Annotated in this window: 10 protein-coding genes and 7 pseudogenes; 6 read left to right on the top strand and 11 right to left on the bottom strand. The window is 58.6% G+C overall.

Annotated features, from left to right (window positions below):
• Positions 1-291 precede the first annotated feature (291 nt).
• The 7 genes and pseudogenes from RA167_RS14535 to RA167_RS14505 form a co-directional block, all read right to left on the bottom strand.
• Positions 292-462 (bottom strand): annotated as a pseudogene (locus RA167_RS14535) (transposase); the annotation flags it as partial.
• A 142-nt stretch (positions 463-604) separates the two neighbouring features.
• Positions 605-1,015, bottom strand: a pseudogene (locus tag RA167_RS14530) (transposase); the annotation flags it as partial.
• Positions 1,016-1,246: 231 nt separating this feature from the next.
• Entirely contained in the window at positions 1,247-2,767 is a 1,521-nt protein-coding gene (gene qhpG, locus RA167_RS14525) for a flavin-dependent monooxygenase QhpG (protein WP_076788307.1), read from the bottom strand.
• Positions 2,764-4,128, bottom strand: a complete 1,365-nt coding sequence (locus tag RA167_RS14520; RefSeq protein WP_076788679.1) for a radical SAM/SPASM domain-containing protein — start codon at positions 4,126-4,128, stop codon at positions 2,764-2,766. The genes qhpG and RA167_RS14520 overlap by 4 nt, the downstream gene beginning before the upstream one ends.
• An 82-nt stretch (positions 4,129-4,210) precedes the next feature.
• Positions 4,211-5,113 carry a hypothetical protein gene (locus tag RA167_RS14515; RefSeq protein WP_237574122.1) on the bottom strand — a complete coding sequence of 301 codons (903 nt, stop codon included), beginning with the start codon at positions 5,111-5,113 and terminating at the stop codon, positions 4,211-4,213.
• The gene (locus tag RA167_RS14510) at positions 5,073-6,509 is read right to left on the bottom strand and encodes a hypothetical protein (protein ID WP_076788303.1); all 1,437 of its coding nucleotides are present in this window, start codon (positions 6,507-6,509) and stop codon (positions 5,073-5,075) included. Before RA167_RS14510 ends, RA167_RS14515 begins: the two co-directional genes overlap by 41 nt.
• 9 nt (positions 6,510-6,518) lie before the next feature.
• Entirely contained in the window at positions 6,519-7,988 is a 1,470-nt protein-coding gene (locus RA167_RS14505) for a ferritin-like protein (protein ID WP_338877406.1), read from the bottom strand.
• Positions 7,989-8,334: 346 nt separating this feature from the next.
• On the opposite strand from RA167_RS14505, the pseudogene RA167_RS14500 reads away from it, so the two are divergent.
• From RA167_RS14500 to RA167_RS15740, 3 genes and pseudogenes are all read left to right on the top strand, one after another.
• Positions 8,335-8,580 (top strand): annotated as a pseudogene (locus RA167_RS14500) (helix-turn-helix domain-containing protein); the annotation flags it as partial.
• Positions 8,581-8,627: 47 nt separating this feature from the next.
• Positions 8,628-9,064, top strand: a pseudogene (locus tag RA167_RS14495) (transposase); the annotation flags it as partial.
• Between the two features lie 39 nt (positions 9,065-9,103).
• On the top strand, positions 9,104-9,589 hold the full coding sequence (locus RA167_RS15740; RefSeq protein WP_139337206.1) for an IS110 family transposase: 486 nt from the start codon (positions 9,104-9,106) through the stop codon (positions 9,587-9,589).
• On the opposite strand, the gene RA167_RS14490 is transcribed toward RA167_RS15740, so the two are convergent.
• A protein-coding gene (locus RA167_RS14490; RefSeq protein WP_139337118.1) for an IS5 family transposase occupies positions 9,555-10,360 on the bottom strand; the annotation gives its coding sequence in 2 pieces (ribosomal slippage) (positions 9,555-10,030 and positions 10,030-10,360; 807 coding nt in all). The genes RA167_RS15740 and RA167_RS14490 overlap by 35 nt on opposite strands.
• A 256-nt stretch (positions 10,361-10,616) precedes the next feature.
• On the opposite strand from RA167_RS14490, the gene RA167_RS14485 reads away from it, so the two are divergent.
• Both RA167_RS14485 and RA167_RS14480 read left to right on the top strand, forming a co-directional pair.
• Positions 10,617-10,988: a transposase gene (locus tag RA167_RS14485; protein WP_076785408.1), complete on the top strand. Its 372-nt coding sequence runs from the start codon at positions 10,617-10,619 to the stop codon at positions 10,986-10,988.
• Between the two features lie 246 nt (positions 10,989-11,234).
• A pseudogene (locus RA167_RS14480) lies at positions 11,235-11,885 on the top strand (IS3 family transposase); the annotation flags it as partial.
• 98 nt (positions 11,886-11,983) lie between these two features.
• Here the strand turns inward: RA167_RS14480 and RA167_RS14475 are convergent.
• A complete protein-coding gene (locus RA167_RS14475) occupies positions 11,984-12,517 on the bottom strand; it encodes a hypothetical protein (protein ID WP_237574235.1) in 534 nt (177 codons plus the stop codon).
• Between the two features lie 717 nt (positions 12,518-13,234).
• Between RA167_RS14475 and RA167_RS14470 the strand changes: the two are divergent.
• Positions 13,235-13,386: pseudogene (locus tag RA167_RS14470) on the top strand (methylmalonate-semialdehyde dehydrogenase (CoA acylating)); the annotation flags it as partial.
• Positions 13,387-13,422: 36 nt separating this feature from the next.
• Here RA167_RS14470 and RA167_RS14465 read toward each other — a convergent pair.
• Positions 13,423-14,265, bottom strand: coding sequence for a siderophore-interacting protein (locus RA167_RS14465; RefSeq protein WP_076788292.1), 843 nt, complete (start codon positions 14,263-14,265; stop codon positions 13,423-13,425).
• Positions 14,262-14,953, bottom strand: a pseudogene (locus RA167_RS14460) (PadR family transcriptional regulator). Before RA167_RS14460 ends, RA167_RS14465 begins: the two are co-directional and overlap by 4 nt.
• Positions 14,954-15,188 lie beyond the last annotated feature (235 nt).

Below are 15,188 nucleotides of genomic sequence, written 5' to 3'. Positions count from 1 at the left end.
CGGGTCAGGGTCAAGGTTAAGTAGCGGAAAGGGATTCAATTCGGCCCGTTTATCGCGGATGCGAGCCTGTATGGGTAAAAACAGCGGTTCGTGTCGGCCGCGGGACATCGACTCGGTCGAGAGGTGATGGTAGGCGGTTAGGCCCTATGCGCTCAATCGATGATAGTCGACCTCAAAATGATGAATCATCTTGTCTTGCTAATCTCGGGAAGCAGGTCAATGTCGTGAAGGAGAACAGATTACATTCGCGTTGAAGCAAGCAGAGCTGGACACACCAGTGGCTGAGGTGTGCCGCAAGATGGGCATCAGCGACACGTCCATGCCGCCGTACTTCGAGCGCCACTTGTAGAACGTCGCCGTGCTAATGCCCAGCTCTCGGCACAGATCCAGTACCGCCAGCCCTGCCTCCACGCGCTTGAGCGCCTCCATGATCTGGCTGTCCGTGAATCTCGACTTCTTCATTGCGTAGAACTCCCTTAACAAAAAAATTCTACTTCTGATTTCATCGGTTTTTTGGGAGGGGGGATTACCTCACCACTTCGACATGCTAACGCACAGGAGATCGCCCCGCGTAAGACATGTGGTTTACTGCGCGCTCACCGACCACCGGTGCGCGCTCCTGTGCGTTGGCCGGCGAAATGTGCACCGCCTGCAGTAGGCCCAGCGTGTCCACAGCCATATAAACTTTGCTGCCTCGCTTGCGCTTATGACCGGCGTAGCCCGCACGCGGACCATTCTCGCACGTAGGGTGTGTCCCTCCAGGATAACCACGCTGGGCTGACCCCTGACGCTGTTGCGCCACGCGCAGCACCGAACGCAAATCGTGGACCATCGCTTCAAAGCAACCCGCGTTCAGCTAACGCTGCGTTTGCTGGTAGACCCGTTCCTACGGCGGAAAGTTGGTCGGGAGCATACACCACGATGCACCAACCCGCGCCATCCAGTGCAGTGCGTTTAACATTTCTTGCAGTTCATTTCGATGCTGCAGTGCGTCTTCGTTCATTAAAATTAGATATTGTTGCTACCGGCCTCCAAATGACTAAAGTTGGCTGTTACTCGTTCCCGGCAGTTGATAATTCAAGCTCTATTTTGTGGCTGGGCTTTTTGCTGCAAGACGAGGGTAACGTCGCAGCATGGCCAAATGACTTTGCCCCTGACGCCAGCAAATCGAGGCAATCAGTTCGGGATGACTCGCGACTTGGCCGATCTGATTGGCGTGTCATTTTGCCGAATTCTAAGATTAACCCTATAAGGTTGGATGGGCCTTCGCGTCGAAGGCGCTTGATTCGATTATTCGCTGCCTCCACAGCCACTCCAGAAGCTGTTGTGCTTTTTCTGTTTCCATTGATTTGCCGAGAAACGCAACCAGCTCAAAAGGATGCGTCGCCCTTGTCAACATCTCAAGGAGTGGAAAAAGCGCCACGCCATTCCAAAACGCGACTGGGCGATCGAGACTCGGATGCTGCAAGGCGGGCTGAGCGGTGACACGGTCGCCTTTCGCACAGGGGATCACGACAATGTCTGTATTCCGAGTGAACTGAATCGGTCTGTGCAAGGGAAACTGAGGTACAGGCACATTCGGCTGCCGCGGAATCGACGAAAAATGCGCCAATTCGGCTTTCAGCGCACGCGTCATGATGTCCACGCGTGCTGCAGCCTCGTTACTGGACGAAGCCGTCGCAACCGTATCAGAAGTCAACGCTGGCATCGAGCGCTGGCGCCAGAAATGCGATTCACTACACCATGTTTGACGATAGTATCCAGTGCTCCATGCGAGGTGACGCGCAGCGCCTTCGACCAAACGCGATTCGTAAAAGCGCTGTGCCAATTCTCGTTCCGAGGCATTGCTCGCCCGGCACCACGTGTTCAGAGCAATCGCGGCCTGGAGGGAGAATCGCATGGCTTTTTCGACACCCGAAGACGAAATCGGGTCGAGCGCGAACGCAGCATCTCCGAGCTTGACTCGCCCAGCCTGCCAGGAGAGCACATCGACGTAGGGCGTCGATACGCACATCCGTGGCGAGGCGCACCATGGTAAGCTGGCCATGTCTTGAAACAACGCGCTCCGTGAGCAGGCGTTGCGCAAAAGAAACTCTGGTCCGCGCTCGCGTGTGTATGGATCGAACGTAAACATGACACGGTAACGGCCGCCCGGCAATGCAGCACCCCACATCCATCCGTCATCGAGCGCCTCCACGCGAGTGGCGAAATCAGCTCGCGGAGCCAGCGTTTCCAGCTCGATTTCGGCCCATACTGTGGACAGCCTAGGCGCATGCAAGCTTTGTGGTACACGCCGGTTCTGCCGGCCCTGGGCTTCGAGCAGCACGTGTGCCTCTGCGTGCCACAACCTGCCGGATGTCGCTATTTGCGCATGCCAGGCACCGGGCTCTCCGTCGATTTGCCCGAGGCTCGCCGGTCGCAAGACTTCCACACCGCGCGCCTGGGCTAAACGCAGAAGAGCTTCATCAAACGCGGCACGCTCCACGACGGCGCCGTCGTGCGCAACCGTCTCGATCGTTTTGCTCGTCCAGCGCACGTGCGTGGGCTTACCGGCGAGGATGGGGACGGTCTCGAGTGCATCGTTCGCGTCGAGGTAATCGATGATGTTCCTGACACCCGGTGTAAGTGCCTCCCCTATTTGCGGACGAGGCCATGACTGGCTTCTTTCAACGAGCAGCACACGATGTCCGAGATGGTTCAAGCGAAGCGCCGAGCACAGACCGGCAGGACCGGCGCCGATCACGAGCATGTCGAACTTGCGATTCACACCGTTCCTGTGCCGCTCGACGACGTGCCCGGCGGATTGGCAAACCAAGTAGGCGCATAGCGCGCCAGCCTGCCGTGTGCACCGATTACATAGTGCAGCCAGCCGCGGATATAATCGCAGGCGCTGCGTCCGCGCGCAAGGACTTCATGGTGACATCCGCCGCCACAGAGGTAACGCGCCCAACATGCGTTGCAAGGCCACTGCCTATGCACGTGACGCTCGGCAAGCCAAATCGTCTGACGTACATGATCGACACCCGTAGAGAGATGGCCCATGGCGCCGGCCTCATCGCCTACGAAGCGGTGGCAAGCTGCCAGCTCGCCAGCGGCGGATACGCCGAAATATCCCGCACCCGCACCGCACGGATAAGGCCGATGCGTGCCGCGCTGGATTTCGCGCAGCGCGTTCTGCATGTTCAGGAAAGGATAGCGCTCGCCGTGCATGACTTTCTGCTCGAACGCGAGTCCACACGCGATCATCTCTTGCAGCATGTTTGCCATGTCGTCGGGCTCCATTTCTGCGCGGCCGTTCGAAGCACGCAGCAGCGGCGAAAATCCAACGCTATGGAACCCCATGCCGATGAAGGTGTCGAGCGTGCTCGGCAAATCGAGATTGAAGGGCGTGACGGTCACGCGAGCCGAGACCTGCATGTGGCGCTGACGGGCAAGCAGGGGGGCCAAGCGCTCGACGATGGCGTCGAAGGAGCCCTTGCCGCCCTTGAACGGACGCAACCGATTGTGTACGGGCGCAGGGCCATCGAGGCTGACGGTAACGGCAAAACCGTGTTCCTCGAAAAAATCCGCGTCGTCTTCCTGCAGAAGCGAGCCGTTCGTGGTGACCGAGAAATAGCAGCGTACGCCGCGCGAGCTTGCGCGCTCACGCGCATAAGTGGTCGCCGCACGCAGCACCGCACGGTTGGCGAGTGGTTCCCCCCCCATGAACGCCAGATTAATCTTGCCGCCTTCGTTCACTTGTTCGACCAGTAAATCGACTGCTGCGAGCGCTGTCGCGAGCGGCATGTTCTGCGCCTTGCCGCCGAATTCTCCCTGCTGAGCGTAGCAATAGGTACAGCCGAGATTGCATTTATGCGCGACAGCAAGTGACAACGCGTGCACCGGTGCTTCGGTCAAAGGCACGTCGTCAATCGCGGGCATCATATCAAGTCCACAGTGTGCGACCAGCGCGGCGACAGCCCCTGCGTCCATCTCTTCGAGTGCCGTTCGAAACGCGTCATGCAAATCGCGCGGTACATGAAATAGGCGGCTTCCGTTGACGAGCAGCAGTTGCGCTCCCTCCGCATCTTCGACTACATGAATCTCGGGATGCCGGGGGCGCGACGCGTCGGCGATGCGTGCGGTCATCGCCGACGCCAGAGGCGCAAGCTGTAGCCCTGCGTCCTTGATCGACGTCGGCCGGGCCGCCACGAACGATTCACCAATGGCGTCAGGTTTCATTGGCATCCTTGCCGCGTATCACGAACTGAAGATCCTCCTGCCAGGATCTGAACAGATCGTCGTAGGACCACAGCCGCGAGTCGACGCGATTATCCGGCACGTACGTGCCGGTGCGACGCTTGGACAGCCACATGTCGCCGCGCGCTAGCCCGTCGTCGCCAGGCTCGACGTTGACGAAGTCGGGGCGCGACGCGGCCCAGTAGTAGCACGCGCATTCGCGATAATCGTTCTGCCAGGGCGCACAAAGGCCTTGCGTCAATTCGCCTGGTTGGAGCATCTGGGGATTGAAGCTGGCCGTCTCGCCATCGAAAAAGCGCCTCAGGATGAGCGTCTCCTTCAAGGTCTTTGTTTTATTGGGAACGTATAACACCTCGTCGATGGCGTTTGGGTAATCCGTGAATTCACATTCGACTGGCTGCCCCTGTAAGTGAACGATACGGGCGATGGAGTTGGACCATTCCATAAACGACACCGCATTGGGATTGGATGCGCTGGCAAGCGTGATGGGATCTCCGCCCGGAAGAACCGGTCCGCTCGTGGCAACCATCGTAGTAACCATCGGACCGCCATTCGGATCGCCAAAGCGCAGCAGGCGACGCGTTTTAAGATGCTCGTAGCATGAATCCGCATCGATCACGTAATTGTTGTTCTCGACCAGTGTGATGCCTTCGAATGCGCGTCGCCAGAGGTTGCGGAAATCGAACTCCAGACCGGGAAAGCAATTCGAAATCGCGCTGCGCGGCAGAACCGAAGCTGGGTTGCCCACACCGCGGTGGTGAATCTGCGCGGTCAGATTTTCGGCACGGATCTCACGGATTTGCCTGTCGTGCTGTTGCAGGCTATTCGAATCATTAGTCGACATACTTATCTTCCTTCGGATCAGGTTGTCCAAACATCGCGTCGCGTGCCGCTTTGATCACGAGGTTGATGTGGCGGCGCGTGAGCGTCAGGCTGCGGCCATCCGCGCCGCGCATCAAGGCCGGCATCTTGCGCAATCCCTCCGCTGTCAGATCACCGATCTCCTCGGGCTGGCGCAAGACCTTGGCGAACCATGGTGCGCCGCCGGCCAGCAATGTGCTGAACACGCGCTCGTGCAGCGCGCGCAGCGCGAGATTGTCGACAATTGATTCGGCAGCAATCGGCTCGTAATAGCGCTCGAAGTCGGCGGTGTTCTGCCTCACCATGGTGCTTGCGACGTTGAATTGCCCGTTGACCGGATTACCGTTCATAACGGCCGTGTTCATCAGGCGTATCATTTCCAGCGCGCGCAAGACGATCTTCGTGGCTTCATCGATCGATACTTCTTCCTCGTCAACATTGTGACCGTAAAGAATCTGCTCCATCTCGTCGGAGACCACGCGCACCGGCAGCGTATCAGGCGCATAGGCCGGCGGCCCGGCACCAATATAGCCGTGCGCATGCAACTCACAGCCGTCCTTCTTCATTAACACGACTTGAACGTAGCCATCGCATTCGTCGTCGACATAGCCCCAGCTAACCTGATCTCCATTTTTGCCGGCATATCCGGCGAAAATCTGCGCGGGGTTGGTCGGCGCAGGATGGTCCTTCGTAGGGCCGCCCGCTTCCCTGAAGCCGAGCCACTTGCCGGGCTTTTCATCGTAGAGCAGGAGATCGTCGCGATCGATGACGGGGTCGTCGCCCAGTTCTGTTTCGTTTTCGTTGTCCGAAATACGACGTTTCATGCGCGTACCGTACACGATGCCGGCTGCAGGCGTATAACGCAGGCGGATTTCAGGGAACAGTTCTGTCGGCTTGATGAATTGGATGTAGCCGAGCGGAAGGTGCCGTCCAGAGCGGAAGTTTCTGCACTGGCCTTTCATCGCGTGCCGCTTATGGTCCCTGAGGTTGGTTAGTTCGGCGTAGATCTTGTCGTTCGGGTCGTTGGTGCGTCGGTATATCTTGATATTGCCGAGACAGATATTCCAATGTAAGGCGTTGACGTCCAGTTGTTCCTTCTTAAGTAATTCGAGTGTGAGCGGCTGCAGCCTATCTGGCTCCTCCTGCGTGCGTGCAAAAACCTCGAGGAAAGGCGCAACCGGCCGCACCTTCTTATCCTCATCCTTGAAACGAATCTTGTCAGGTACGTAGGACCGCACAATTTCACCGCTCTCGTGATTCACTTCCAGCGTTGTGCATGGCACAATGCGGCGATAATCGAGCGGATTGTTGGGATTGACATCAAGCTTGAACGCTTCTAGCGGCGTCGCCGCGGCGCCTAGCCTTCCGACCGCGATGGGCGGCAGAATTCGAAGTTCCAGTATCGGCATGTTTGGCTCCTAGAGTAACGCCAGGTCGACTTCGCCAGACAGGATGCGCCTGGCGATGGCGGTTATATTCTTGTCGGCTTCGCGCAAACTGTGCAAATACGGATGGTGTACGGCATCGGTTTGGGCTAGCAAGTTCGTCACCAAGTTTTCCGATGCCGCCAGTAGATCGAGGTGCCCGCGCCACCGGTTCGCCTCACCAAACGGACTGTCGAGCGTATAGGGCACTTGGAATGGCGGCCCCGCAAGCGGTGCGCCCGACGCCGTCGACACGGGCAACTGCATTAGGATCTCAGAGAGCGCACGCAGGTTGTACATTTCCCCGAACGCGGCATTGATGATCGACCCGCGCGGCGTGAATTGTCCTGCTGCCCTGAGCCCACCGTAAAGCGTGAAACTGTGGATCAGGTATTGCAACAGCATGCGATAACGCAAGTTAAACAACGACGCCCACAACGCCGTCACCGGCTCGGTGATGGCCGTCGTCGGTGTGCCACCCTGCTCCGGCTCGAGGTCGGTATTGAGTGAGACGTAGGGGTTAACTGCGACAGACAGTGAAGGCTGCCAAGCAGCGTGCGCGCCCGACGACGCTGTTCTGGCGTCGTATAGCGTAACCGCCACTTTCGGATAGGCGCCCTTCCAGGTTTGTTCAAGAAAGTCGCCGGGACGTGCGGCATTCCAAACATCTTGGCCGTGCAGTTGGCCTTCGAGGGCGGCGTGCATTTCCACATAGATCCGCAAAAAGCGAACGAAATGTGAGGGATTCGTGCCGTGCGGAGCCTCCCCTTGCTTGGCAATCGCCTTCAGTGCGTTCACCGCGTCGTCGCGCGAAGTCGCGGGCATCACAAGCACGTCCGGCGTGCCTCCCAGCGACCGCCGGTCGCTGCTGCCGCGCTGCCCCCCGTGGTAGCCACGGCCCCACTCAGCGAAATCCGCCTGGCAGCGGTAAGTGTCGGCCTGAAAGACTTCATCGGGTAGGGAATTGACGAGCGGAATCAGCGTATTGAACAGTTCCCCGACATGATGGGGACAAGGTGCCTGCGCATCGACGCGTCTGCGGATTTCCTCCCCCAGTGCACCGCCGTCCCAGTTGACCGGTGCTTCCGCGTAGACGTATTTCGCGAGCGAATTCAGCGTCAGCGGTTCAAGCATGAAAGGAAACGGATAGAACGGCGTGTCCCAAGGATAATCGTTGCGCTCGAAATGCAAAGGCGAGCCGATCAGGCGCAGCACGTTTTGCACCGTGATCAAATGTCCCATCTCCTCCTTGGCAATGCCGAGGATGGTTTCTTGCCAATTGCGAACCGCGTCGTGAAATTTGGGCGGCACCTGCGGGCCGCCCAAGGAGTAGCCTGCATATAGATACTGCACCATCAGGCAGTGCTCGATTTCCGCGTCGATGGACAACAAATAAGTGACGTAGTCGCGCGCAGAAAATTCAAGCGCGAGTAGATGCTCGATAGAGCCGCCCTCGGTAGTCAAGCCACTTGGCGCTAGTTTTACTAATGATTGACCGCCAAGTGCTAGATGCCGCCAAAGTCTGAAAGATTGCATTGCCGCTCCTTATTGCCAACGTCGGGAAAAGAGGGTCGTGCGGAACTACAGGAAATGGTCGGTATTAGGGGAGGGGGTCTTTGTTGCATCCCCTGTTGGCTGCTTTGTAACACACGCTGTCAGAGGACGCAACTAAATTGGCTTGTTATGGTTAACTAATTTGCAGTGAACTAGACTAAACCTGACAGTGGTTGGTTTTTCATGCTGGCGCACGTTGCCACGCAGGGCGTAGCCCGTAGCGGCAACGTGCACCACGAACAGCAAGGAGTCCGCCATGACTCAGGAACAGAAGGTCATCCGTGCCAAAGTCGGCATGCTCGAACTGGCCCGGCAACTGGGCAACGTCAGCCAAGCTTGTCGCGTGATGGGTTACTCACGCGACAGTTTCTACCGATTCAAGGAACTGTACGATAAAGGCGGCGAAGCAGCGCTGCAGGAAATCTCCCACCGCCGCCCGCTGCCCAAAAACCGCGTGGATCTGCAGATTGAGGCTACCCCAAAAAACTGGGCCATTCAAAAGTAGAAAAATCCGGCATGATGCAACCTTGACAAGCAGAAGGTCATGTCGTGAAGAAGAGCCGATACACTGAAGAACAGATTACATTTGCGTTGAAACAGGCAGAGCTGGGCACGCCGGCAGCGGAGGTGTGCCGCAAGATGGGCATCAGCGATGCGACGTTTTATAACTGGCGCCAGAAGTATGGGGGCCTGGGCCCGTCGGAGCTGCGTCGCCTGAAGCAACTCGAAGAAGAAAACGCCAAGCTCAAGCGGCTGGTGGCGGACCTGTCGTTGGACAAAGCCATGTTGCAGGATGTGCTATCAAAAAAGCTTTGAAGCCTTCCCGGCTGCGTGAACTCACTACGGATCTGATGCAACGCTTCGGCGCAATCCAGCGCCAAGCCTGCAAAGTACTGAAGCTGTCGCGTTCAGTGTACAGCTATCAGTCAATCGCACGAGACTCGAGTGCGATTATGCTGCGTCGGGAAGGCTGGCGCGACAATCACATGCTGTAATTGTCTCTGTGACTTACTTTGGAGGCGGACATGGAAACGTATGTGGGTCTCGATGTGTCCCAAAAGGTTACGGCAATCTGCGTTGTTGATCGCGATGGGAAGAGCGTATGGCACGGATGCGTCATCTCGAACCCTGAGGAGATCGCCCGAGCTATTCGCCTACATGCGCCGGAGGCGGTGCGAGTCGGCATGGAGACGGGGCCACTCGCCGTATGGCTATACCATAGCTTACGAGCCGATGATATCCCGGTTGATTGCATTCATGCTCGCCATGTCCACGCGGCTCTGGCGAGCCAACTGGACAAGACGGATACTAACGACGCACGCGGCATCGCTCAGCTCACGCGCAGCGGATGGTACCGCGGTGTCGAGGTCAAGAGCATGGCTAGCCACGAAGTGCGACTTCTGCTGACCGCGCGGGGAAAACTTGTGAGCATGCGAACGGGTCTATATAACCAGGTTCGGGGCGTACTTAGAGTCGCTAACACAAGTCGTCCACGAAGCGCGAACAGATAACGGCAGCAGCCAAGCGGAGCAAGGCGATATGAATGTCCAAACGCCGCTCAAAGCGGATGCGCAGCTTACCAAAACCGGCAAACCAGGCGTGCGTGCGCTCGACTACCCAGCGATGCCGTCCGAGCCGCTCACGCTTTTCTACGCCGCGACGGGCGATGCGTGCAGTGATTGCGCGTTGCTTCAGATAGCGTCGGCAGCGGGCAAAGTCGTAGCCCTTGTCCGCATGCAGTTTGCTCGGACGCTTGCGCGGCGAACCGCTCAAGCCCGGCACGGCTGGGAGAGTATCGAGGGTGCGCTCGAACGCCATCGAATCATGTCGGTTGGCACCTGTGACTGTGATCGCCAAGGGAACGCCTCGGGCATCTACGACCAGATGCCGTTTGCTCCCGAGTTTGCCCCGGTTCGTCGGGTTGGGGCCGGTTTCCTGGCCCCCCGGGGGCTGGCAACGCTGGCCGCATCTAGGCTCGCTCGCTCCCAATCAATTTGGTCATGTTCACGCAACCGGCAAAGCATGGCCAGATGCAACCTGCTCCACACGCCGGCGGCCTGCCAGTCGCGCAATCGTCGCCAACATGTCATGCCGCTGCCGAAGCCGAGCTCCTGGGGCAAGTCTTCCCATGCAATGCCTGTATGCAGGACATACACGATGCCGTTCAATGCCGCCCGGTCGCCAACAGTGCGCCGACGCCCGCCTTTGGGTGAGGGCGCGAACGCTGGAATCAACGGCTCCAGCACCGCCCACAATTCATTGCTGATTTTGCGCCTTGCCATGACCCCAGGATACGCGCCTTACGGCCTGACGTCCAGGTTGCGTTAGCGACTCTTAAGACGTTTGGCGTCATCCTGCCTGCAGGTAAAGGTGTGACATTTGAACGGCTTGTTGAGCAAAACATGCCCCCCCTCATCTCTCGTACAAGGCGTACTTGATATCCTAATAGATAGCTTGCGCCATATTGGAACTCAAATTAATGCACTGGATCAGGCCATCCGTCGCGTGGCTCAAGCAAGTCCGCTCTGCCGACGCTTGATGACCGTGCCCGGCGTGGGCTCGCTGACTGCAGTGGCGTTTGCATCGGCCGTTGATAATCCTGAGCGCTTCTCAAGCGTGCGTGACATTGGGCCCTACCTGGGGCTGACGCCGACGAAATATCAATCCGGCAATGTCGATCGTAACGCAGGCATTTCGAAGGCAGGATGTCGGCTTACGCGCCATCTACTGTTCGAAGCGGCGTCCTCTCTCATCTCCCGATACCGGCAAAACTGCGATCTGAGACGATGGGCACTGACGCTTATTCCTCGCATTGGCGCTCGCAAGGCGATGGTCGCCACCGCGCGCAAATTAGCGACCGTACTGCTTTCTATGTGGAAGGGGCAAACAGACTTCAAGGCGATCAGATAGTGGATTCGATTTGACTATTTGCACTGCCAGAGCCGAATACTTCATTCAGGCTGATTACGTCGCCGCAGCGATTCCTTCACTCTCTTTGCGGTCCCACCGCGGCAATCACATCGGAACGCTGTAGCGACTTTCAAACGGCACGTTGTGGCGCACTGCGACCACTGCGACCACCACTGCGACCACGTAGACGACAACGAGACGGCCTCTATGAAGCATTGCAACAGAGAGTAAGCTTATTGACAGGAATTAGACGATAAAAGAGTTTACCGGCTCTATCGTGAGCAGGGGCTGTCATTACGGCATAAGAGGCCACGGCGAAACAAGGCGGCGCGGTTGCGGCAGCCCAAACAGATCGTGACCGCGATCAATGAAATCTGGAGTATGGACTTCGTCGCTGACGCACTATTTGACGGCCGGCGTTTACGCACGCTGACCATTGTCGACAACTATACGCGCGAATGCTTGGCCATCGAGGTAGGTGCCACGCTGCGTGGTGAAGACGTCGTGGCGGCGCTGGATCGCATCGCTGCTGGCCGGCCGTTACCGCGCTTTATCAAGGCAGACAATGGCAGCGAATTCATCTCTAAAGTGCTCGACAAGTGGGCGTATGAGAGGGGCGTTGAGATCGATTTCTCTCGCCCTGGCAAGCCAACCGATAACGCGAAGAACGAGTCGTTCAACGGGCGCTTGCGTGACGAATGCCTAAACGCGCATTGGTTCTTATCGCTCGAAGACGCCAAGCGCAAAATCGAGACTTGGCGCCAGTACTATAATGAGGTGCGTCCCCACTCTGCACTGCAGTGGATGACGCCTGCCGAATTCGCCCGTCAGTGCAGGACCCGGGCCGATTCGGCCTACCCCGAAGAGCCGGAAATTTCCACTTTAGAACGGCCCTGATTTGGGGGGAGCCTCAATGACGAGGCAGCGTTGTGCATAATGTTCTAGACTTGTCCTGAGCAGCGCTCAATACGCGCCATATCGGCATGAAAAGAGCATCAAACCCAATGCCCATCTCGCAGCGCAGCACGCAGTGCCCGTCGCACTGCCCACGCCAGCCGAAGAGCGGTACGGCGAGACAAACCCTGCGCGATAGCATAATCGAGCCCATCAGCCTCGACCACGATGCCCCATTTGGCTAGACGCCTGCGATCATGACGCCGCCATGGCAAGGCCTGTGGCTCACCGGAGACTGCGCGTAGCGACAGCAGGACAACACGGCGTCTGCGCGGCGGGACCAGGCAAACGCGCCTTATCCGATGCATGGCGATCAGAGCGGGCCCCGATTTTGACCCGAACCAAATCATGCCTGCCGCACTGATGCTGAACTGGCTTGTGGTCAGGGTCGGCTCAAACCGACGTAGCCACCACCAGGCGATCCACGCCTCGCCGAGCAAGACCACGATACCGACATCAAGACGCACGACGAACGCGGTGACGGTCAAGCTAGTGGCGGCGAGCCATGTCCCTATGCTTTCTCGTTTAGAAACTACGGCCGGCGGCACGACGAAGCGTACATGCGCCGGATCCATGGCAATGACGTAAAATCCTTGATCCACCACGGCATCTGTTGGCCTGCATCGCTGGAGCGACGCAGGCCCTGCATATCCTCCTTGTTTTGGGCAGAACATACCCCTCGCGCCGATAGGCACGATGCGAGGGGAAGCGGAAAAGGCGCTTAAGCCATTAAATTAATAGTCCTAACGGTTACGCGAAGCGTCCGCTTAGTTTGGAGCAACAGTGGGGATTTCACTATCTTACGGTGGCTGCGCGGCTCGGTGCGCTATGGCTAAATAGCTCGACACCCGTTTAAAGGCGACAAGTGACGCACAAAACGCGCAAAGACGAGGGAAAAGAAGCAGCAGCGTTCGACGAACACGCAGACGGCGATATTCGAACGGACCAACGCCAAGAGGTGAAATATCCATGCCTGGATCCTGTATCACGGTTTTTACCCGCGCCCTCTTGTCACGGAGGGTGGCGGACCGAACGAGGGTGACAAACCGGGATACAGGATCCGGCCCAGCCGAAGCTGGCCCCGCCCGGCCCGCCATAGACGAGACCAGACGTTGCGCACAAAAAAGCCGCGAATCGTAAGATGGCGCGGCTTCTGTGCGCCTGTATCTATCGGATTGTCACACCCGGCCGCTGCTGTTTACAGCGGCAATTCCAGTATAGGGCAGTTCATCAGAAAACGGCAACTGGAAATTCCCATTCCATTGTGAGTTGCCAACTGCTGGAGTCATTGGCCGATGGCATGGCACGGCTTTGGTGGCTGGAAGCCATGCATACGTCGGCATACGGCGAGGAAGGCGTGCGCTTCTCCACGCGGCGGAAGGCGGTGACGCAGCGCTGGCCGCCGTCCATTGGTGTCGGCGCCGACTTCGCGATGCCCGTCGCCACCGACTGGGCAGCGCACGCCGCAGATCGTCAACTGTCAACCGTCGATTGCCTCGTGTACCGCGGCGGATCCGCGCCGCCAATAGCTGGCCGCGCGGATCCGAGACTTAGGTACGCCTCGCTCCTCCACCAAGTACTGGCGCACTGCGCGCGCTATGCTGGCCTCGGCTGCCACCCAAACGTAGCCATCGCCGCCCGGCAAATCCGTATCCTGCACCGCGCGTAATAACGCGCTGCCGTCGGGCCCCGCGCAGTCGCGATAGCACCACACCGCATGCAGTTGTGCGCGGGTATTGAGGTCGATGCGCGACGCTGCGTCTGCCATCTCAATCACGGTTACCACCCGAGTATCGGCGGGTAACTCTTCAAGCCGCCGCGCAATGGCGGGCAATGCGGTATCGTCGCCGATCAGCCAATGCCAGTCGAAGCCGGTCGGGATGATGAGTGAGCCTCGTGGTCCGCCGACGCCGAGCCATTGTCCCGGTTGTGCCTGCCTTGCCCATGCGGACGCAGGGCCGGCATCGTGCAGTGTGAATTCCAGATCCAATTCGCCTGCTTGCCGATCGTAGCGCCGCGGCGTGTAGTCGCGTGCCGGGGGGCGTGGATGATGCTCCAGGAACACGACACCATCCGGTCCCACGGTCGGCAGCGGGGGTTTGTCCATGCAGGGTAATGGAAAAAACACCTTGACGTGGTCGTCGAACGAGGCGGAGACGAAATCATGCAGATCGTCGCCGGCCAGCGTCACACGCACCAGCGTCGGCGTGATCTGCCGCACGCGCTGCACGCGCAACAGACGAAACTTCAACGGATGGCGAACGCGCGTCACGGTGCGCTCCGGGCCGTCCTGCACCGTTATGTTGTCCTGATCGGATGTCATTGGCTTGCCTCCGGCTTGTGCTCAATTTCGGCGACTGCGCGCCTCAGGATGGCTGCAATGCGCCGCTGCTCGTCCGGCGGCAGGTTATCGCGACGGTACAGCGCTTGCTTCAGTGCGAGCCGGGCCTCGTTGAATTCCGGCAGCCACGCCGGGCCCCCCGACATGTCGTCACCTTCGCCACCGGCGAAGAAGCGGCGGATCATCTCCATCTTGCGGCCGATGTGCTGCAGCTTGGCGAGCAGCAGGTCTGCGCGTTCTCGGTTGACCTCGAGATAATCGCGCCCGGGATCCGCGATTATGTACCGCTTGCGGTTGCCTTCCAGATGGACTGTGACGTAGCCCAGCTCCTCGAGGTAAGTCAGAGCCGGATATACCATGCCCGGGCTCGGGCTGTAGTAGCCGCTGGAGCGAGCATCCAATGCCTTGATTAACTCATAGCCATGGCTGGGCTGTTGTGCGATTAGCGCGAGCAGCAGCAATTGCAGGTCATCAGACGAGAATTTGCGGCCGCGCGACATGCTTTCGTCGTCGCCGAAGCCGAAGCCGCCGCCCCCCAGAACGGGCTACCACCGCCGTGCCGCCGGTGGCCGTGCCGGCCCATCGCGTGGCGCAGCGCGGCAAACGGCATGCAATCGTGCCACGAGCGAGCACTGCGTGACCAATCGCGGAAAAAAGAACGATGACGCATAGGTTGCTCCAAGGGAGTCGTAAGACACATCTAAAGATATGTATCTTTAGATGTATTGTCAAGGTCGTGGGTGTAAAAGACTGAGCAGTCCAATGGCCGCAATCGCTGGAGCGTGGTGCTGTCCGCCGCTAGTTCCGATGCGTAGGAGCCGTGCCGATGAGGGTATCGCGGCGATTGGCTCGATCCGGTACCGGGCTGCCACGCAGCGGCATGTGGTTTGCTCTGAACAGGGACG

Source organism: Mycetohabitans endofungorum (assembly GCF_037477895.1).
GTDB lineage: Bacteria > Pseudomonadota > Gammaproteobacteria > Burkholderiales > Burkholderiaceae > Mycetohabitans.
Note: the sequence above shows the minus strand (reverse complement) of the source record. Positions and strands in the feature narration are given on the sequence as shown.

Coding starts and splice junctions, on each gene's coding strand:
- RA167_RS14520 (WP_076788679.1), bottom strand. CDS start 4,128: ATGACCGCACGCATCGCCGACGCGTCGCGCCCCCGGCATCCCGAGATT.
- RA167_RS14510 (WP_076788303.1), bottom strand. CDS start 6,509: ATGCCGATACTGGAACTTCGAATTCTGCCGCCCATCGCGGTCGGAAGG.
- RA167_RS15740 (WP_139337206.1), top strand. CDS start 9,104: ATGGAAACGTATGTGGGTCTCGATGTGTCCCAAAAGGTTACGGCAATC.
- RA167_RS14485 (WP_076785408.1), top strand. CDS start 10,617: ATGACCGTGCCCGGCGTGGGCTCGCTGACTGCAGTGGCGTTTGCATCG.
- RA167_RS14475 (WP_237574235.1), bottom strand. CDS start 12,517: ATGGATCCGGCGCATGTACGCTTCGTCGTGCCGCCGGCCGTAGTTTCT.
- RA167_RS14465 (WP_076788292.1), bottom strand. CDS start 14,265: ATGACATCCGATCAGGACAACATAACGGTGCAGGACGGCCCGGAGCGC.